This window comes from Flavobacterium kingsejongi (genome assembly GCF_003076475.1).
Classification (GTDB): domain Bacteria; phylum Bacteroidota; class Bacteroidia; order Flavobacteriales; family Flavobacteriaceae; genus Flavobacterium; species Flavobacterium kingsejongi.
Map to the genome: position 1 here is coordinate 3,356,745 of NZ_CP020919.1, position 16,766 is coordinate 3,373,510.

Here is a 16,766-nt window from a genome sequence, read left to right on the forward strand (position 1 = left end):
CTTAATTTAACAAACAGTTAACATTATATCGTTTTCGTCCAGTAGGCAATAGGACAAAAAAAATCCCCCATACCTAAATTGGCATGGGGATTTAATAAAAATAGGTTCTGTATTAGAAAACGAAAATTGGCCTTTCGCTCATCATATCGTTTACTTCATCCGCAATTTGCTCCAATAATTCTTCATTGGTATGGTCCATAATTACCCTGTCAATAAGGTCTACTATAGTTTCCATATCAGCTTCTAAAAGTCCACGGGTAGTAATTGCTGCTGTACCCACACGGATCCCGGAAGTAACAAATGGTGATTTGTCATCAAAAGGCACCATATTTTTGTTTACTGTAATTTCTGCTTTTACCAATGCATTTTCAGCATCTTTCCCTGAGATATTTTTATTTCTCAAATCGATTAGCATCATGTGATTATCGGTACCACCAGAGATGATATCATATCCTCTTTTTACAAATGCTGCTGCCATCGCTTTAGCATTTTTCTGCAGTTGGCGGGCGTATGTGAAAAATTCATCGGATAACGCTTCGCCAAAAGCTACTGCTTTTGCAGCGATGATATGCTCTAAAGGCCCGCCCTGGTTTCCAGGAAATACGGCACCATCAATTAGAGAAGACATCATACGGATTTCCCCTTTTGGAGTTTTGATACCGAAAGGATTTTCAAAATCCTTCCCAATCATGATCATCCCACCTCGTGGTCCGCGTAATGTTTTATGCGTAGTGGTCGTAACGATATGGCAATGTGGCATTGGATCATTCATCAACCCTTTGGCAATTAATCCTGCCGGGTGCGAAATATCAGCCATAAGGATTGCTCCTACACTGTCTGCAATCACTCGGAAACGCTCAAAATCCATATCTCTGGAATAAGCAGAAGCACCGGCAATAATTAATTTTGGTTGTTCTTTGGTCGCAATTTCCTGAATTTTATCATAGTTTAAAACGCCTGTTTCTTTGTCTACACCATAAAATACCGGATTGTATAATCTACCGGAGAAATTCACCGGAGAACCGTGTGTTAAGTGGCCACCATGAGACAGGTCAAATCCTAAGATTTTATCACCTGGTTTCAGGCAGGCATGGTAAACAGCCGTATTGGCTTGTGATCCGGAGTGAGGCTGAACATTGGCATATTCTGCACCAAACAATGCTTTAGCTCTGTCAATAGCAATCTGCTCAATAACATCGACTACTTCACATCCGCCGTAGTATCTTTTGCCTGGGTAACCTTCAGCATATTTATTCGTTAGTATGGAACCTGCTGCTTCCAATACCTGATCACTTACAAAATTTTCCGAAGCGATAAGTTCCAGTCCGTGAATCTGGCGCTCTTGTTCTTCAAGAATTAAGTCAAAAATTTGTTCGTCGCGTTGCATCTGATAATTTTTCGTTAAGTTTGGTGACAAAAATACAAAAATGGTTTTGTAAATTCATAGATAACAATATATTTGATAACGAAATTATAAACAAACTAAAAATGCCAATAACAGCTAATAATCCTGATAGAAAATCCTGGCTTCAGGTCCCTGAAAATAGTGATTTCCCTATTCAGAACATACCCTTCGGCGTCTTTTTAACCAAGGAACATGTCGTGACCATCGGAACCCGGATCGGCAATTATGCAATTGATTTGGGTGCACTCCAGCAATTGAGTTATTTCGAAGGAATCGAACTGACGGATGATATGTTCATGCAGGATACCCTAAATGATTTTATTTCAGACGGAAAAAAAACATGGCGCCTGGTACGCAACCGTATCGCCGATATTTTTGACCAGAACAATCCCGAATTACGAGACAATACATCACACAGAGATGTGGTGATTTTCAACATAGAAGATGTAGAAATGCAGCTTCCCATCCTAATTGGTGATTATACCGATTTTTATTCCAGTAAAGAACATGCGACCAATGTTGGTAAGATGTTCCGCGATCCGGACAATGCCTTATTACCCAACTGGGTTCATATCCCGGTAGGCTATCACGGCAGGAGTTCTACTATCATTCCATCCGGTATCCCGGTACATCGCCCTATGGGGCAAACGCTTCCAAATGGTGAGACACAACCTGTTTTTGGGCCTTCCCGATTGGTTGATTTTGAACTGGAAACAGCATTTATTACTACCGACGCTAATATTATGGGTGAAAATATTCCCATTGAAGAAGCGGAAGAATACATCTTTGGGATGGTATTGCTGAATGACTGGAGTGCCCGCGACATCCAGAAATGGGAATATGTGCCACTTGGGCCATTCCTGGCTAAAAATTTCGCTTCTTCCATTTCACCATGGATTGTAACTCTGGACGCTTTAGAGCCTTTCAGGACTTCAAGCCCGGTACAGGAACCAAAACCGTTAGCGTACCTGCAACAGGAAGGTGACCATGCTTTTGACATCAATCTTGAAGTAACTATCGCTCCGGAGAATGTAGCGCCGACCTTACTTTCAAAATCAAATTTTAAATACATGTACTGGACCATGAGCCAGCAATTGACTCACCATACTGTAAATGGGTGTCGGGTAAATTCCGGCGATATGATGGGATCAGGAACGATTTCAGGCAGCACTCCGGATAGCTTCGGTTCTATGCTGGAATTGACCTGGGGCGGAAAAAATCCAATCACCATGAAAGATGGAACGGAACGTAAATTCATCAACGATGGCGATACGGTAACCATGACCGGATATTGCCAGAATGACCTGGTTCGCATTGGATTTGGTGAAGTAAGCAGTAAACTGTTACCCCCTTTTGTTCGGAAATAATTCAAAAAAAAAATAGCCTCAAAACCTCCCTTTGCCCTGCATTGGTGAGGTTTTTTTATGCCTTAAAAAATCGTGGCACAATTACTGTTAAATCACTTTAAGAAAGTTAAAAACAAAATGCACAACAGCAGGTGAAAAAAATTACTTTTGCACAAATAATCCGTATCATGAAAAAAATTACTTTTTTGATTGTAGCAGCACTTTTAGTAAGCTGTGGTGTCCGCCAAACTACTAATATGATCAGCTCTGGCGATTTTGACGGCGCTATTGACAAGGCGATCAATAATCTCCGTACCAATAAAACGTCCAAGGGCAAGCAGGATTATATTTATTTACTGGAAGAAGCCTTTGCCAAAGCCAAAGAGCGTGACTTGCGTGATATTGATTTCATGGTTCGGGAGGCCAATCCCAATAACCTGGAAAGAATCTACGTCACTTATGTACAGCTGAAAGAACGCCAGGAAAAAATACGCCCCATACTCCCACTCCCGCTGATTCGTGAAAAACGAGATGCTATTTTTCCTTTTGATGACTATTTCGCAAAAATAATCAGTAGCAGAGATGCGCTTTCCAAACACCTGTATGCCAATTCCAAAGCACTATTACTGACCAATGACAAAATGGCTTTCCGTCGTGCTTATGATGATTTTGCCTACCTGGAACAAATCAACCCCAATTATAAAGATACCCGAAAACTGATGGAAGAAGCCCAGTTTAAAGGTACTGATTTCGTGAGGGTGTATGCTCAAAACCAAACCAATAGTGTAATTCCGGTACAGCTGGAAAGGGACTTGCTCGATTTTAGTACCTATGGCCTTGATGACAAATGGACGGTATACCACAATACGCAACAAAAAAATGTATACTATGATTATGGTTTAGCTATTAATTTCAGAAATATTTTGATTTCACCGGAACAAGTAAGCGAAAAGGAATTTACCAGAGAGCGGCAAATCAAAGATGGCTATCAGAACCTATTGGACAGCCGTGGGAATGTCGTAAAAGACAGCCTTGGTAAAGCCATTCAGGTAGATCGTATAGTCACGCTTCGCGCCATAGTACGTGAGGTCGTACAGTTTAAATCCACACAGCTTAATGCACAGGTAGATTATATTGACCTGCGCTCCAACCAGCTGATACAAAGCTTTCCTTTAAGCAGTCGTTCGGTCTTCGAAAATGTCTATGCAGGATACAAAGGCGATAAGGATGCTATCGAACAGAGTTATTATATTTATTTCATGAGAGGCGCTATGCCTTTCCCAAGTAATGAGCAAATGGTATATGATACAGGCGAAAATTTAAAACTAAAACTGAAAAATATTCTGAATCAGAATCAATTTCGACAGTAATCCAAAACCGCTGATTTATAAGAAGCTGTCTCAAAACTGAGTCAGCTTCTTTTTTTTTAGTTTGTATTTTTATATGCAATTTTGTAAATTTAATCAGTGATAAACAGCTGATTATATATGAGATTCAAACATTATAACCAACAACAAACGATGCTTCTACCTTATTCGTTTGATGATTTAATTCCACATACACATGCGGTTCGAATAGTTGACCAAGTTGTGGAATCCCTTAATATCCAGCCTCTTTTAAAAGCGTACAGTAAAGAAGGTAATCCTGGATATCATCCAAAGATGTTACTCAAAGTGATGTTGTATGCTTATATGACTAATATCTATTCTTCGAGAAAGATAGAACTTGCACTTCGTGAGAATATCAATTTTATGTGGCTTACTTCTATGACTATTGTTGATCATAATACAATTAATAGATTTAGAAGTGATAAACTAAAAGAGAGTTTTAAAGAAATCTTCAAGCAGGTAGTTTTGATGTTGGCCTCAGAAGGACTGGTGAATCTAAAACAAATTTATACCGACGGAACAAAAATAGAAGCTCAGGCCGGCAGGTACACTTTTGTGTGGGGTAAGAGCATAAAAACCAATAAAGCAAAAATGCTCACCCAGTTGGAAGAATTATGGAACTATGCCCAAAGTATCGACAATGAAGATGACCCCAACCCGGAACCAACAGAGTTCAAAGAAATCAGCAAAGAGGTAATTGAGAAAACTGTAGCTAAAATAGATGCCAAACTCTCTGGTAATGAAAAGACCAGTTCTAAAGCAAAAGCTAAATTACGCTACATAAAAAATAATTTTACTTCCAATCTTGAAAAGTATGAAAAGCAAGAAGCTATTCTGGGAGAAAGAAACAGTTACAGCAAAACTGACACCCAGGCTACTTTTATGCGCATGAAAGAAGACCATATGTTAAACGGACAGCTCAAACCAGCTTATAATACTCAAATATCTACACAAAATCAGATCATTGTTCATTATACCATCCACCAAAATCCGACCGATACTAAAACACTCCAGCCTCATTTAGAAAATTTGGAACAAACCTTTGGTAAAAAATTATTTAAAAAGATAAAAGAAATAACTACTGACGCAGGTTATGGAAGTGAAGAAAACTACGATTATCTGAAACAGAAGAAACTCAAAGCTTTTGTGAAGTATAATACTTTTGAAAAAGAACAAGATCAAAACTACCAAAAGAAACACAAGGCTTTTAGCAAGGAAAATCTCTATTACAATCCAGAAGAAGACTATTATGTATGTCCAATGGGACAAAAAATGCATAAAACATATCAAAACCAGAAAACAACAACTACAGGATACACCCAAACCTTATCGCATTATCAGGCCAAAAACTGTGAAGGCTGTTCACTTCGAGGTCAATGTTTTAAAGCTCAGGGAAACAGAAGCATCGAGCGAAACCACAACCTTGAAAGACATAAACAACAAGCAAGGGAATTACTACTAAGTGAAATAGGAATACAAAGAAGAAAGCAACGCTCTGCCGATGTAGAGCCTGTATTCGCTCAACTCAAGCATAATAACGGTTTTAGACGGTTTTCTTTAAAAGGACTTCAAAAAGTAGAATTAGAATTCGGATTAATGGCTTTAGGTCACAACTTAAGAAAGAAAATTGCAGCATAAAGGCAATTTTTTACTCCCGTTAAAATCTAGATAGTTAAAATCCAAAATTGTATCAAATAAAAAAACCGTCTCAAAATTTGTTTTGAGACGGCTTCTTTTTTATTTTAAAATTATTCTATGCTGATAAAATAAGTTTGCAACTATTTTAATCTCATTTTAACTTGGATTCTAACAAAATAGTTTTACATTTGCGGCCTGATGAATAAAAAAGTGCAACATATCACTATGCTATTACGGAAACAACTACGGGAAACTTCTCGGGTTGTGCGGATATTCTCTATATAATCCGCCAAAGTACCGTCTTAAAATAGTTTATTCATTTTTTACATCAAGATTTTGAAAACATCACAATCTTTTTCCGGGAGTACCACTTCCAAGACATTACATAGTTTTACCCTACAATTTTCTGCCTTCCGGATGCTATTCCGGCCGTAAGGTCTCTATACTATTTAGGAATTGGTGCGTCCGATTCCCTACTTCCGAAACTTGTCTTTACCCTTTTATTTAATCCTATTATACATTTTTAAATGAATGTATCCATCATTATTGCTCAGGAAGAGCATTACAAATATGCACAGGAAATTTGTGATACCATTGAGGCATCTGCCCTATTGCGAGGTACCGGGATTGCGAAGCGAACGCCCGAATATGTCCAGAAAAAGATGGAAAACAAAGATGCTATTATTGCATTGGCTGACGGTAAGTTTGCCGGTTTTTGTTATATCGAAAGCTGGCAGCACGGAAAATTTGTCGCCAATTCAGGATTAATCGTACATCCCGATTTCAGAAACCTCGGACTGGCCAAGAAAATCAAAACCCGTGTTTTTGAATATTCCCAGGAGAAATTCCCGGGTGCCAAAATCTTTGGAATCACAACTGGATTGGCGGTGATGAAAATCAATTCCGACCTAGGCTACAAACCCGTCCCGTTTTCAGAACTAACAGATGATCCGAGTTTCTGGAAAGGCTGTAGCGGATGTACCAATTTTGATATACTCCAGCGTAAAGACTATAAGATGTGCCTGTGCACCGGAATGTTATACGACCCGAAACAACGCGAGGAAGAAGACCAATATACCTTTAACAAAAAGGTCCTTACCCGCTTAAAAAATATAAAACAAACCCTTTTCCTAAAAAAAGAAAAATAACAACTACAACAATATACTCATGAAAACAATTGTTTTAGCCTATAGCGGCGGATTAGATACCTCTTACTGCCTGACCTATTTACAAAAAGAACTACACTACGAAGTACATACTGTACTGGTGAATACCGGTGGTTTTGACGCTGCCGAACTGGAAGCCATCCAAGAAAGAGCATTAGCCCTGGGGAGTGCAAAGCACACTAATCTTGATATAGTTGATCATTATTATGAAAAAGCCATCAAATACTTAGTGTATGGAAATGTTTTAAAAAACAACACTTATCCACTATCTGTAAGTGCTGAGCGTGTTTTTCAGGCGATTGAAACCGTGAAATATGCCAAAAGCATCGGAGCATCAGCGCTGGCGCATGGCAGCACCGGAGCCGGAAATGACCAGATTCGTTTTGACCTGATCTTCCAGACCATTGCACCTGAAATGGAAATCGTTACACCCATCCGTGACCTGAAATTATCCCGTCAGGAAGAAATGCAATACCTGCAAAATAACGGTGTGGAATATTCCTGGGAAAAAGCACAGTATTCAATCAATAAAGGAATATGGGGCACGAGCGTAGGCGGAAAGGAAACTTTAGTATCCAACCTTCCACTGCCCGATGCCGCTTATCCTTCCCAATTACAAAAAGAAGGCACAGAAAAAGTAACCCTGCAATTTGAAAAGGGAGAACTAACAGCCATCAATGGTGTGTCGGACAAACCTACCGCCAATATTACCAAACTGGAAAAACTGGCCAGCGCCTATGCTATTGGCAGGGATATCCATGTTGGCGATACCATTATCGGTATCAAGGGACGTGTTGGATTTGAAGCTGCGGCTCCGATTATTATTATAAAAGCACACCATCTGCTGGAAAAACATGTATTGGGCAAATGGCAACAATACTGGAAAGAACAATTAGGAAACTGGTACGGCATGCTGTTCCACGAAGGGCAATTCCTGGATCCTGTAATGCGCAATATCGAATCTTTCCTGGAAGACACACAAAAAACGGTTACCGGTACTGTTACCGTAAGCCTGAAACCATATCATTTTTCGCTGGACGGCATCACATCAGCGCACGACCTTATGAACTCGGGCTTCGGACAGTATGGGGAAACCAACAATGCCTGGTCGGCAGAAGACGCCAAAGGCTTTATCAAAATCCTGGGGAATGCCCAGGCCATTTATTCACATGTAAACGACATCAGTTATGATTAATATCGGAATAATAGGAGGTTCAGGTTATACCGCAGGCGAATTGCTACGCCTGCTGGTTCACCACCCCAACGCTGCTATTGACTTCGTTTTTAGTACGACCAATGCCGGCAAACCGATAGCTTCTGTACACCAGGATTTATTGGGTGATACTGCACTTATCTTTACCGACACCATAAATCCGGAAGTGAATCTGGTATTTTTATGCCTGGGTCATGGGAAGTCAAAAGCTTTTTTAGCACAGCATCCTTTTGCCTACCATACCCGAATCATTGATTTAAGCAATGACTTCAGGCTGATAAATGAAGCTGTTTTTCAAGATACACCGTTTGTTTATGGCCTCCCGGAACTCAATAAAAATAACATTGCTACAGCGAAGTATATCGCAAATCCCGGATGTTTTGCAACGGCGATCCAATTGGCGTTGCTCCCTTTAGCCGCCCAAAAGGAGTTGCAACATCCCATACACATCAATGCTACAACAGGCAGTACAGGCGCAGGAGTACAACCTTCCGCCAGTTCACACCACCCGTGGCGTACCGGCAACATGTCACATTACAAAGCCTTTGAACACCAGCACCTGGACGAAATCGGACAAAGCCTCGAACAACTACAGGGGAATCCTGCTACGGAATTGATTTTTATTCCCAATCGTGGCGATTTTACGCGAGGCATATTTGCGACACTATATACCAAGACCGATCAGTCATTGGAAGCGATCACTGAGGCATACCAGGAATTTTATAGTACCCAGCCTTTTGTAACAGTTACCAATGCCGCGATCAACCTGAAGCAGGTCGTACAAACCAACAAATGCATCATCAGCATCGAAAAAAAAGGGGCCTATGTATTGCTTACCTCCGTTATAGATAACCTGTTGAAAGGAGCTTCCGGGCAGGCAGTACAAAATATGAACCTGATGTTCGGGCTGGAAGAAACCACCGGATTACGGCTAAAACCTGCAGGATTTTAGATTTGGAGCAGTCGTTTCGGTTGCATCACCCCTCGTGTCCCGCTGTTCCCGTTATCTTTTTTCGAAAAGAAAAAAGGATATTGGTGCCATCGGGGCTAAACAAGAACCTTTATTTTTATAAAAACAAAAAACATCATGAGTTTATTCGACGTTTATCCAATATATCAAATTACCCCTGTTAAAGCCTCCGGAGCCAAAGTCTGGGATGATAAAGGCCAGCAGTACCTTGACTTCTACGGAGGTCACGGTGTAATCTCCATCGGGCATTCCCACCCTGCATATGTTACGGCGATTGAGGAACAGGTACAGAAAATAGGATTTTATTCCAATTCCATCCAGAATCCACTACAGGAAAAAGTAGCGAAACAATTGGCCCAGCTTTCCGGTTACACCGACTACAGCCTGTTTTTGTGCAATTCCGGAGCAGAAGCTAATGAAAATGCACTAAAACTGGCCTCTTTCCACAATGGGAAATCAAAAGTTATTGCCTTTCATAAAAGTTTCCATGGCCGTACCTCTGCCGCTGTTGCCACTACCGACAATCCGGCTATCGTAGCACCGGTAAATGCAGGACATGCTGTAATCTTCCTCCCTTTAAATGACAGCGACGCACTAAAAGCCGCTTTGCAGGGCGGCGATATTACAGCCGTAATCATCGAAGGTATTCAGGGTGTTGGTGGCCTGGACGAAGGAACGACTGCTTTTTTCCAGGAATTACAGCAGTTATGCCACGAACACAATGTGGTGCTTATCCTTGACGAGATCCAGAGTGGCTACGGACGTTCCGGAAAGTTTTTTGCCCACCAGCACCACAACATCCAGCCCGATATCATTTCGGTAGCCAAAGGGATGGGTAATGGTTTTCCAATTGGAGGGATACTCATTTCACCCAAATTCAAAGCTTCCCACGGATTGTTAGGCACTACTTTTGGAGGTAACCACCTCAGTTGTGCCGCTGCCCTTGCCGTTCTGGATACTATAACCAATGAAAACCTGATCGCGAATGTGATAGCACAAAGCGCTTATTTGAGGGAGAAAATGGCTGAGATTCCACAAGTAAAAAACATCAAGGGCAAAGGCCTGATGCTGGGATTGGAATTTGATTTTGAAATCGCTGCGTTGCGTAAGCAACTTATCTACGAAGAATTTATTTTTACCGGGAATGCCTCACAGAAAAACCTCTTGCGTATCCTGCCACCGCTATCTATTACAGCGAAAGAAATCGACCAGTTTACCATCGGGCTTCAGCATGCGCTCGAAGAATTAGGACTTTAATCAATACATTAATTGTTTAATCATAATTATCTTTTAATCAGGATATAAAATTAATTCACTATGAAGAATTTCACTTCCGTAAATGATATCACCGACCTGGAAGCGCTCCTGGCATCGGCACAAAAAATAAAAGCCGCCCCATTGGCCGATAATGCTTTGGGACAACATAAAACCATAGGCCTTTTATTCTTCAATCCCAGCCTGAGAACCCGACTGAGTACACAAAAAGCAGCGACTAATTTAGGCATGCATCCGATTGTGATGGACCTGAATGCTGACGGTTGGAGCCTGGAATTTGAAGATGGCGCCATCATGAATGGCAGCAAATCGGAGCATATTAAAGAAGCGGCACAGGTCATTTCTCAATATTGCGACATTATAGCCGTACGAAGTTTTCCCAGCCTGGTCGACAAAGAAAAAGACGCCTCTGAATATGTACTCTCTGCATTTTTAAAATATGCTACTGTACCGGTAGTCAGTCTGGAAGGTTCGTCCGAACATCCCTTGCAATCGGTCGCCGATGCCCTGACTATCACCGAATATAAAACCGTAAAACGACCTAAGGTAGTTTTGAGCTGGGCGCCACATTGTAAGGCCCTGCCCCATTCGGTACCCAACTCTTTTGTAAAAATCATGCAATTGGCTGATGTTGACTTTGTGATTACCCACCCTGAAGGTTACGAACTCAATCCCGAAATCACCCAAGGCAGTGTAATTACTTACGATCAGGATGCTGCTTTTAAAGATGCCGATTTTATCTATGCCAAAAACTGGAGTTCCTATTCCGATTATGGTAAAATCCTCTCTACAGACACCAACTGGACTATTTCTTCCGAAAAGATGGCACTCACTAATGAAGCCAAGTTCATGCACTGCCTTCCGGTACGCCGTAACCTGGTCGTTACCGATGCCGTCTTGGACAGCCCCGCTTCGATTGTAATTCCACAAGCCAACAACAGGACCTTTGCCGCACAGGCGATCCTGAAAAAAATACTGGAAGATGCAAAATAAAACCCCACTCACAATTGTGAAAATTGGCGGAAATATATTGGATGATGCCCAGGCACTTCAAAACTTCCTGCAGGATTTCAGTATGCTGGAAGGACTTAAAATAATGGTTCATGGTGGTGGAAAAACAGCAACAAAAACCGCAGAAAATTTAGGATTAAAACCTTTATTTTCAAATGGAAGAAGAATCACAAATAAAGCCATGCTTGAAGTCGCTGTAATGACCTACGCCGGACTTATCAACCAGTCCGTTACTGCTGCTTTACAAGCCATGCAATGCAACGCTATCGGCTGTTCCGGTGCTGGTGGAAATCTGATCGCTGCTATAAAACGAAAAGTTGAAACCATTGATTTTGGTTTTGTGGGGGACATTAGCACAGTCAATGCAATAGCAATAGAACAACTGCTCCACATTGGTCTTGTTCCTGTATTTTCCGCAATTACTCATGATGGGCACGGGCAGCTACTCAACACTAATGCGGATACAATTGCAGCGGCATTGGCCATAGCACTATCCGGGAATTTCAAAGTTCGGCTGGTCTATTGCTTCGAAAAAAATGGTGTTTTACAAAATGCCGAAGACAATAATTCTTATATTTCCGAACTGGATTATACGACTTATGAAAACCTGAAAAATAATGGACAGATTCATTCGGGCATGCTTCCCAAATTAGACAACTGCTTTCACGCCTTGCAACAAGGTGTAGCGGCAATCAGTATTGGTAATCCCGAAATATTAAAATCCGGCAATGCAGTGTACACCAAAATTATCCATCAGCCTGCCTGATCCTATTATAACAAAATAATTTACATGACTACCAAAACGATTACACAACTCACACAGGAAGCCATAGCCTTACTCAAACAGCTTATTGCCACGCCTTCTTTTTCATCTGAAGAAGACCAGACAGCGTTGCACATTGAAAACTGGATGACTACCAACGCTATTATTTTCCAAAGAGATCAAAATAACATTTGGGCAACCAACCTGCACTATGATCCTAAAAAGCCAAACCTGCTCCTTAACTCCCATCACGATACCGTAAAACCCAATCAGGGCTACACCCTCAATCCGTTTGAAGCGATCGAAAAAGACGGAAAGATCTTTGGCCTGGGCAGTAATGATGCTGGAGGCTGCCTTGTTTCGCTATTGGCCACCTTTACCCACTTTTACAAAAGCGAAGACTTGCCATACAACCTGATTATGGCCGCTACAGCAGAAGAAGAAAGCAGCGGCCCCAATGGACTCAACAGCCTGCTTAAATTATTACCCGAGATTGATTGTGCTATTGTAGGCGAACCTACCGAAATGCAGCTCGCTATTGCCGAAAAAGGGCTATTGGTACTTGATGTGACTGTAGAAGGTATTGCGGGCCATGCTGCACATCCCAATGACCAAAATCCTATATACAAGGCATTACCTGTAATTCAGTGGTTCGAAAGTTACCCGTTTGAAAAAGTATCCGAAGTCCTGGGCCCTGTAAAAATGACTGTAACCCAGATCAATGCCGGAAAGCAACACAATGTTGTTCCTGCCGAATGCCAATTGGTTGTAGATGTTCGTGTAAACGATTGTTACAGCAACATCGAAATACTGGAACACATCCAACAGCAGGTCAAAGCAATTGTTAAGCCACGCTCCTTACACCTGAATGCTTCTTCCATCGCCAAAAGCCACAGATTGGTACAGGCTGGAATTGCATTAGGACGGAGCACTTATGGCTCCCCAACGCTTTCGGATCAGTCAGTGCTCAGCTGCCAGTCTTTAAAGCTAGGCCCAGGCCAGTCACCCCGCTCCCACACTGCTGACGAATTCATTTACCGCAGTGAAATCGAAGAAGGCATCCAATTATATACCGCTATACTAAGCGATTTTTTCAATAACACCAAGGCTGCATCCGCATCCGCATAAATACTAAAGATTATGAAACTCTGGGAAAAAGGCATACCAACCGATCAGAAAATCGATGCATTTACCGTAGGCAATGACCGCGAACTGGATTTGGTGCTGGCACGCTATGACGCACAAAGTTCTATCGCACACGCACAGATGTTGGCTACTGTCGGTTTACTTACTACCGACGAAGCCGCACAACTCACCGCAGCCCTGGAAACCATCATCACAGACATCAAAGCAGGTAACTTTACTATTGAAGACAGCTTTGAAGACGTTCATTCCAAAATCGAATACCTGTTAACCGAAAAATTAGGGGATACCGGAAAAAAAATACATACTGCACGATCGCGTAATGACCAAGTGTTAACTGATGTACAGCTTTATATTAAAGCAGAGCTTTCGGTATTAAAAAACCAGACGAAAGCACTTTTCGACCTGCTTATCACCCTCAGCGAACGCCACAAAAACGTATTATTACCAGGCTATACACATTTGCAAATTGCTATGCCTTCCTCTTTTGGAATGTGGTTTTCTGCCTATGCGGAAACACTGATTGATGATATGACATTACTGAATGCAGCTTTAAAAATCGCCGATCAGAATCCTTTGGGTTCCGCTGCAGGTTATGGCAGTTCGTTCCCCATCAATCGTACCCTGACGACAAAATTATTGGGTTTTGAAACCCTAAAATACAATTCGGTAGCGGCACAAATGAGCCGTGGAAAATCAGAAAAAGCAGTGGCTACCGCAATGGCTGCCCTGGCAAGCACCTTATCTAAATTTGCGATGGACACCTGCCTTTACCTGAGCCAGAATTTTAATTTTATAGGCCTTCCGGCACACCTGACAACAGGATCCAGTATTATGCCGCATAAGAAGAACCCGGATGTTTTTGAACTTATCCGAGGTAAGTGTAACATTATACAAGCCTTACCCTATGAACTCAGTTTATTGACAAACAATCTTCCAAGCGGTTATCACCGTGACTTTCAATTGCTAAAACAAAGTCTGTTTCCAGCTATTGAATCGCTAAAATCCTGTTTGGAAATCCTACATTTTTCATTACAGGACATAACCGTAAATTCTACTATTCTGGACGACAGGAAATACGACTACCTGTTTACTGTTGACACGCTAAACGAAATGGTCACTCAGGGAGTTCCTTTCCGTGACGCCTACAAACGCGTTGCAGAACAACTGGAAAACGGTACGTTTACTGCCCCAAAAGCTACAAAACATACACATGAAGGCAGTATCAACAATCTTTGCCTGGATAAAATCGTCGCTAAAATGGAACAGGAATACTAAACGACAAAAACCGGCTTACAAGCCGGTTTTTCATTATACTGTTTTATTTAAATGTGATGTAGCTTACTTTCTGCATTCTTACACTTTAGGATAGGTTGCCCAATTCATTCTTTTTGGTTTAGCGTCATAAAATTCAACTCAAAACAACTGTCTTAGCTGTTTTATCCCGGCCAAAAGCATTATTTTCAATCGTTTTCTTGAAATGAACTGATTTGCCATTTTCTTTTTCATTTCGTTTTATTAATTTAATTAAAAATATCCGACTGTACCTTCCTTAAAAAAACGCATCTGATTATTTTAACTTCCAATCGGTAATAATAGTAGAAAAAACAAAATATAAAACCATTACAAATTTTGTATTCGTAAATTTATACTTCCTAAACAAAAACGGATAGTCGCCTACGGGAAACTGCCCGGACTAAAAACACACATATGCACCAGGACCAGAAAACAGTTACCAAAAACCCATACATCATTGCCTGGGCATTAGGATTGATATTTTATCTTTTAGAATATGCAATACGATCGGCACCCAGTGTCATGATTCCGGAACTTTCTGTGGCTTTCACGACCAATACCGCCAATGTTGGGGCTATTATTGGAATGTATTACCTCACCTATTCCGTAACCAGCCTTGTGGCGGGAATTGCATTGGATAAAGCCGGCGCAAAATACCCCTTAACTATCGGTACTATCGTTGTTGGATTGGGTTGCGTTGTATTTGCAATCTCAAGCCATTACACCGGATATGCCGGACGATTACTACAGGGAGCCGGATCTGCTATGGCTTTTCCTGCCTGCGTATACTTAGCATCCCGCGCATTTTCACCCCGCAAACTGGCAACTGCTATCGGGGCGACCCAATGTCTCGGTATGCTCGGAGGTTCAGCGGGTCAGTTCCTCGTGGGACCAGCCATTAAAAACGGGATGTCGCTTCCTTTTTTCTGGATTGGGATTGGCATCCTCGTGATTGGAATTGGGATATTTATCCTATTCATTACCCCAGCTGAAAAAACAGAGTTGGCCACACATAAAGAAGATTCAGGGCTGCTAACACCTTATAAAATTGTATTCTCCAACGTCCAGAGTTATTTATGCGGTGCGATATCCGGATTATTATTTGCCCCTACTACAGTATTTGCCATGACCTGGGGAGTTGCTTTTTTCCAAAAAGACCGCCACATGGATTTCCAATCTGCCACATTGGTAAGTGCTTTTGTTGCCATGGGATGGGTATTGGGATGTCCGTTAATGGGATGGATTGCTGATAAAATCGGGCGTAGGAAACCTGTACTGATCGGTGGTGCCATCATGATGATTCTGAGCCTGCTGCAACTGTTATACCTTCCGGAACTGTATCCTGCTTATATCAGTACTTTCCTGTTAGGTGTTGCTTCGGGTGCAGCCATGATCCCTTATTCTGTGATCAAAGAAAGTAATCCGGACAAAGTAAAGGGAAGCGCTACCGGAGCCATTAATTTCCTGACGTTTGGTGTTACTTCCCTTTTAGGACCTTTATTCAGCTACCTGTATGGAAATACACTACAAACCGTTACCGATCAGGAAGCCCATTTCCGTGGCGCTGGTATGTTTTGGATCATCTGTATCGGGGTTTCCATCATTCTTGCGCTAATCCTGAAAGAAACCGGGCAAAAGGCGAATAATTAATTCGCTTCCGCTACCCTTACCTGTAATTCCTCGGCATCAATATCACTATGCGACACGGTGTAAATACATTTTCCATCTTTGATCGCGATCAATTGTGGTGACTGATGTTCTACGCCAAATCGTTCGGCAATCGCATTCGAAATATCGCGGTGGCTTAACAAATCTAAAAAGTAAGGTTTCACTTCTTCCTCAGAAAGTTTATAATGCGATTCGAATTGTTTTAACGCCATACGGCTGATACTACAGCGGGTACTGTGCTTAAAAAACACAACAATCTGCAAATTTGAAACTTCTACTGCTTCGTCTAATTGTTTTAATTGTGTTAATTGTGTCCAATTAATCCTATTTTGTGGCGTACCTTTACTATCAGAATCTCCGAATATTTTATTGAATATACTCATAATGACATATTTTATGACTTTTTGTCGGTTTATTTTTGGCTTTTTTACTAAAATTCAGACTTATTGTCATAATCTAGTACTTGGAACATAAATTGAACTAT

At 41.4% G+C, this 16,766-nt stretch carries 14 protein-coding genes; 12 read left to right on the forward strand and 2 right to left on the reverse strand.

All coding sequences use genetic code 11. The features are described 5' to 3' along the window. Window positions 1-112: 112 nt before the first annotated feature. Window positions 113-1,387, reverse strand: a complete 1,275-nt coding sequence (glyA, locus tag FK004_RS15095) for a serine hydroxymethyltransferase (RefSeq protein WP_108738003.1) — start codon at window positions 1,385-1,387, stop codon at window positions 113-115. A gap of 101 nt (window positions 1,388-1,488) precedes the next feature. Between glyA and fahA the strand changes: the two genes are divergently transcribed. The 12 genes from fahA (at window position 1,489) to FK004_RS15155 (ending at window position 16,264) form a co-directional block, all read left to right on the forward strand. Beyond that, complete coding sequence (gene fahA, locus FK004_RS15100; protein WP_108738004.1) at window positions 1,489-2,772, forward strand: fumarylacetoacetase; 1,284 nt, start codon at window positions 1,489-1,491, stop codon at window positions 2,770-2,772. Between the two features lie 167 nt (window positions 2,773-2,939). Next, window positions 2,940-4,121: a hypothetical protein gene (locus FK004_RS15105; RefSeq protein WP_108738869.1), complete on the forward strand. Its 1,182-nt coding sequence runs from the start codon at window positions 2,940-2,942 to the stop codon at window positions 4,119-4,121. A gap of 117 nt (window positions 4,122-4,238) precedes the next feature. Further along, window positions 4,239-5,777, forward strand: coding sequence for an IS1182 family transposase (locus tag FK004_RS15110; RefSeq protein ID WP_108737873.1), 1,539 nt, complete (start codon window positions 4,239-4,241; stop codon window positions 5,775-5,777). A 527-nt stretch (window positions 5,778-6,304) separates the two neighbouring features. Next, window positions 6,305-6,925 carry a GNAT family N-acetyltransferase gene (locus tag FK004_RS15115; protein WP_108738005.1) on the forward strand — a complete coding sequence of 207 codons (621 nt, stop codon included), beginning with the start codon at window positions 6,305-6,307 and terminating at the stop codon, window positions 6,923-6,925. Between the two features lie 19 nt (window positions 6,926-6,944). Next, window positions 6,945-8,138, forward strand: a complete 1,194-nt coding sequence (locus FK004_RS15120) for an argininosuccinate synthase (RefSeq protein ID WP_108738006.1) — start codon at window positions 6,945-6,947, stop codon at window positions 8,136-8,138. Beyond that, entirely contained in the window at window positions 8,131-9,108 is a 978-nt protein-coding gene (gene argC / locus FK004_RS15125) for an N-acetyl-gamma-glutamyl-phosphate reductase (protein ID WP_108738007.1), read from the forward strand. Before FK004_RS15120 ends, argC begins: the two co-directional genes overlap by 8 nt. Window positions 9,109-9,243: 135 nt before the next feature. Next, complete coding sequence (locus tag FK004_RS15130) at window positions 9,244-10,383, forward strand: aspartate aminotransferase family protein (protein ID WP_108738008.1); 1,140 nt, start codon at window positions 9,244-9,246, stop codon at window positions 10,381-10,383. Window positions 10,384-10,443: 60 nt separating this feature from the next. Then, window positions 10,444-11,394, forward strand: coding sequence for an N-acetylornithine carbamoyltransferase (locus FK004_RS15135; protein ID WP_108738009.1), 951 nt, complete (start codon window positions 10,444-10,446; stop codon window positions 11,392-11,394). Then, a complete protein-coding gene (gene argB, locus FK004_RS15140; protein WP_108738010.1) occupies window positions 11,384-12,178 on the forward strand; it encodes an acetylglutamate kinase in 795 nt (264 codons plus the stop codon). Before FK004_RS15135 ends, argB begins: the two co-directional genes overlap by 11 nt. A 24-nt stretch (window positions 12,179-12,202) precedes the next feature. Next, window positions 12,203-13,303 (forward strand): M20 family metallo-hydrolase, encoded by a 1,101-nt coding sequence (locus FK004_RS15145; protein WP_108738011.1) that lies wholly within the window; start codon window positions 12,203-12,205, stop codon window positions 13,301-13,303. A 12-nt stretch (window positions 13,304-13,315) separates the two neighbouring features. Next, window positions 13,316-14,596 (forward strand): argininosuccinate lyase, encoded by a 1,281-nt coding sequence (argH, locus tag FK004_RS15150; RefSeq protein WP_108738012.1) that lies wholly within the window; start codon window positions 13,316-13,318, stop codon window positions 14,594-14,596. A 432-nt stretch (window positions 14,597-15,028) separates the two neighbouring features. Continuing rightward, window positions 15,029-16,264: an MFS transporter gene (locus tag FK004_RS15155; RefSeq protein WP_108738013.1), complete on the forward strand. Its 1,236-nt coding sequence runs from the start codon at window positions 15,029-15,031 to the stop codon at window positions 16,262-16,264. Here the strand turns inward: FK004_RS15155 and ytxJ are convergent. Beyond that, a complete protein-coding gene (gene ytxJ / locus FK004_RS15160) occupies window positions 16,261-16,665 on the reverse strand; it encodes a bacillithiol system redox-active protein YtxJ (protein ID WP_108738014.1) in 405 nt (134 codons plus the stop codon). The genes FK004_RS15155 and ytxJ overlap by 4 nt on opposite strands. Between the last annotated feature and the right edge of the window lie 101 nt (window positions 16,666-16,766).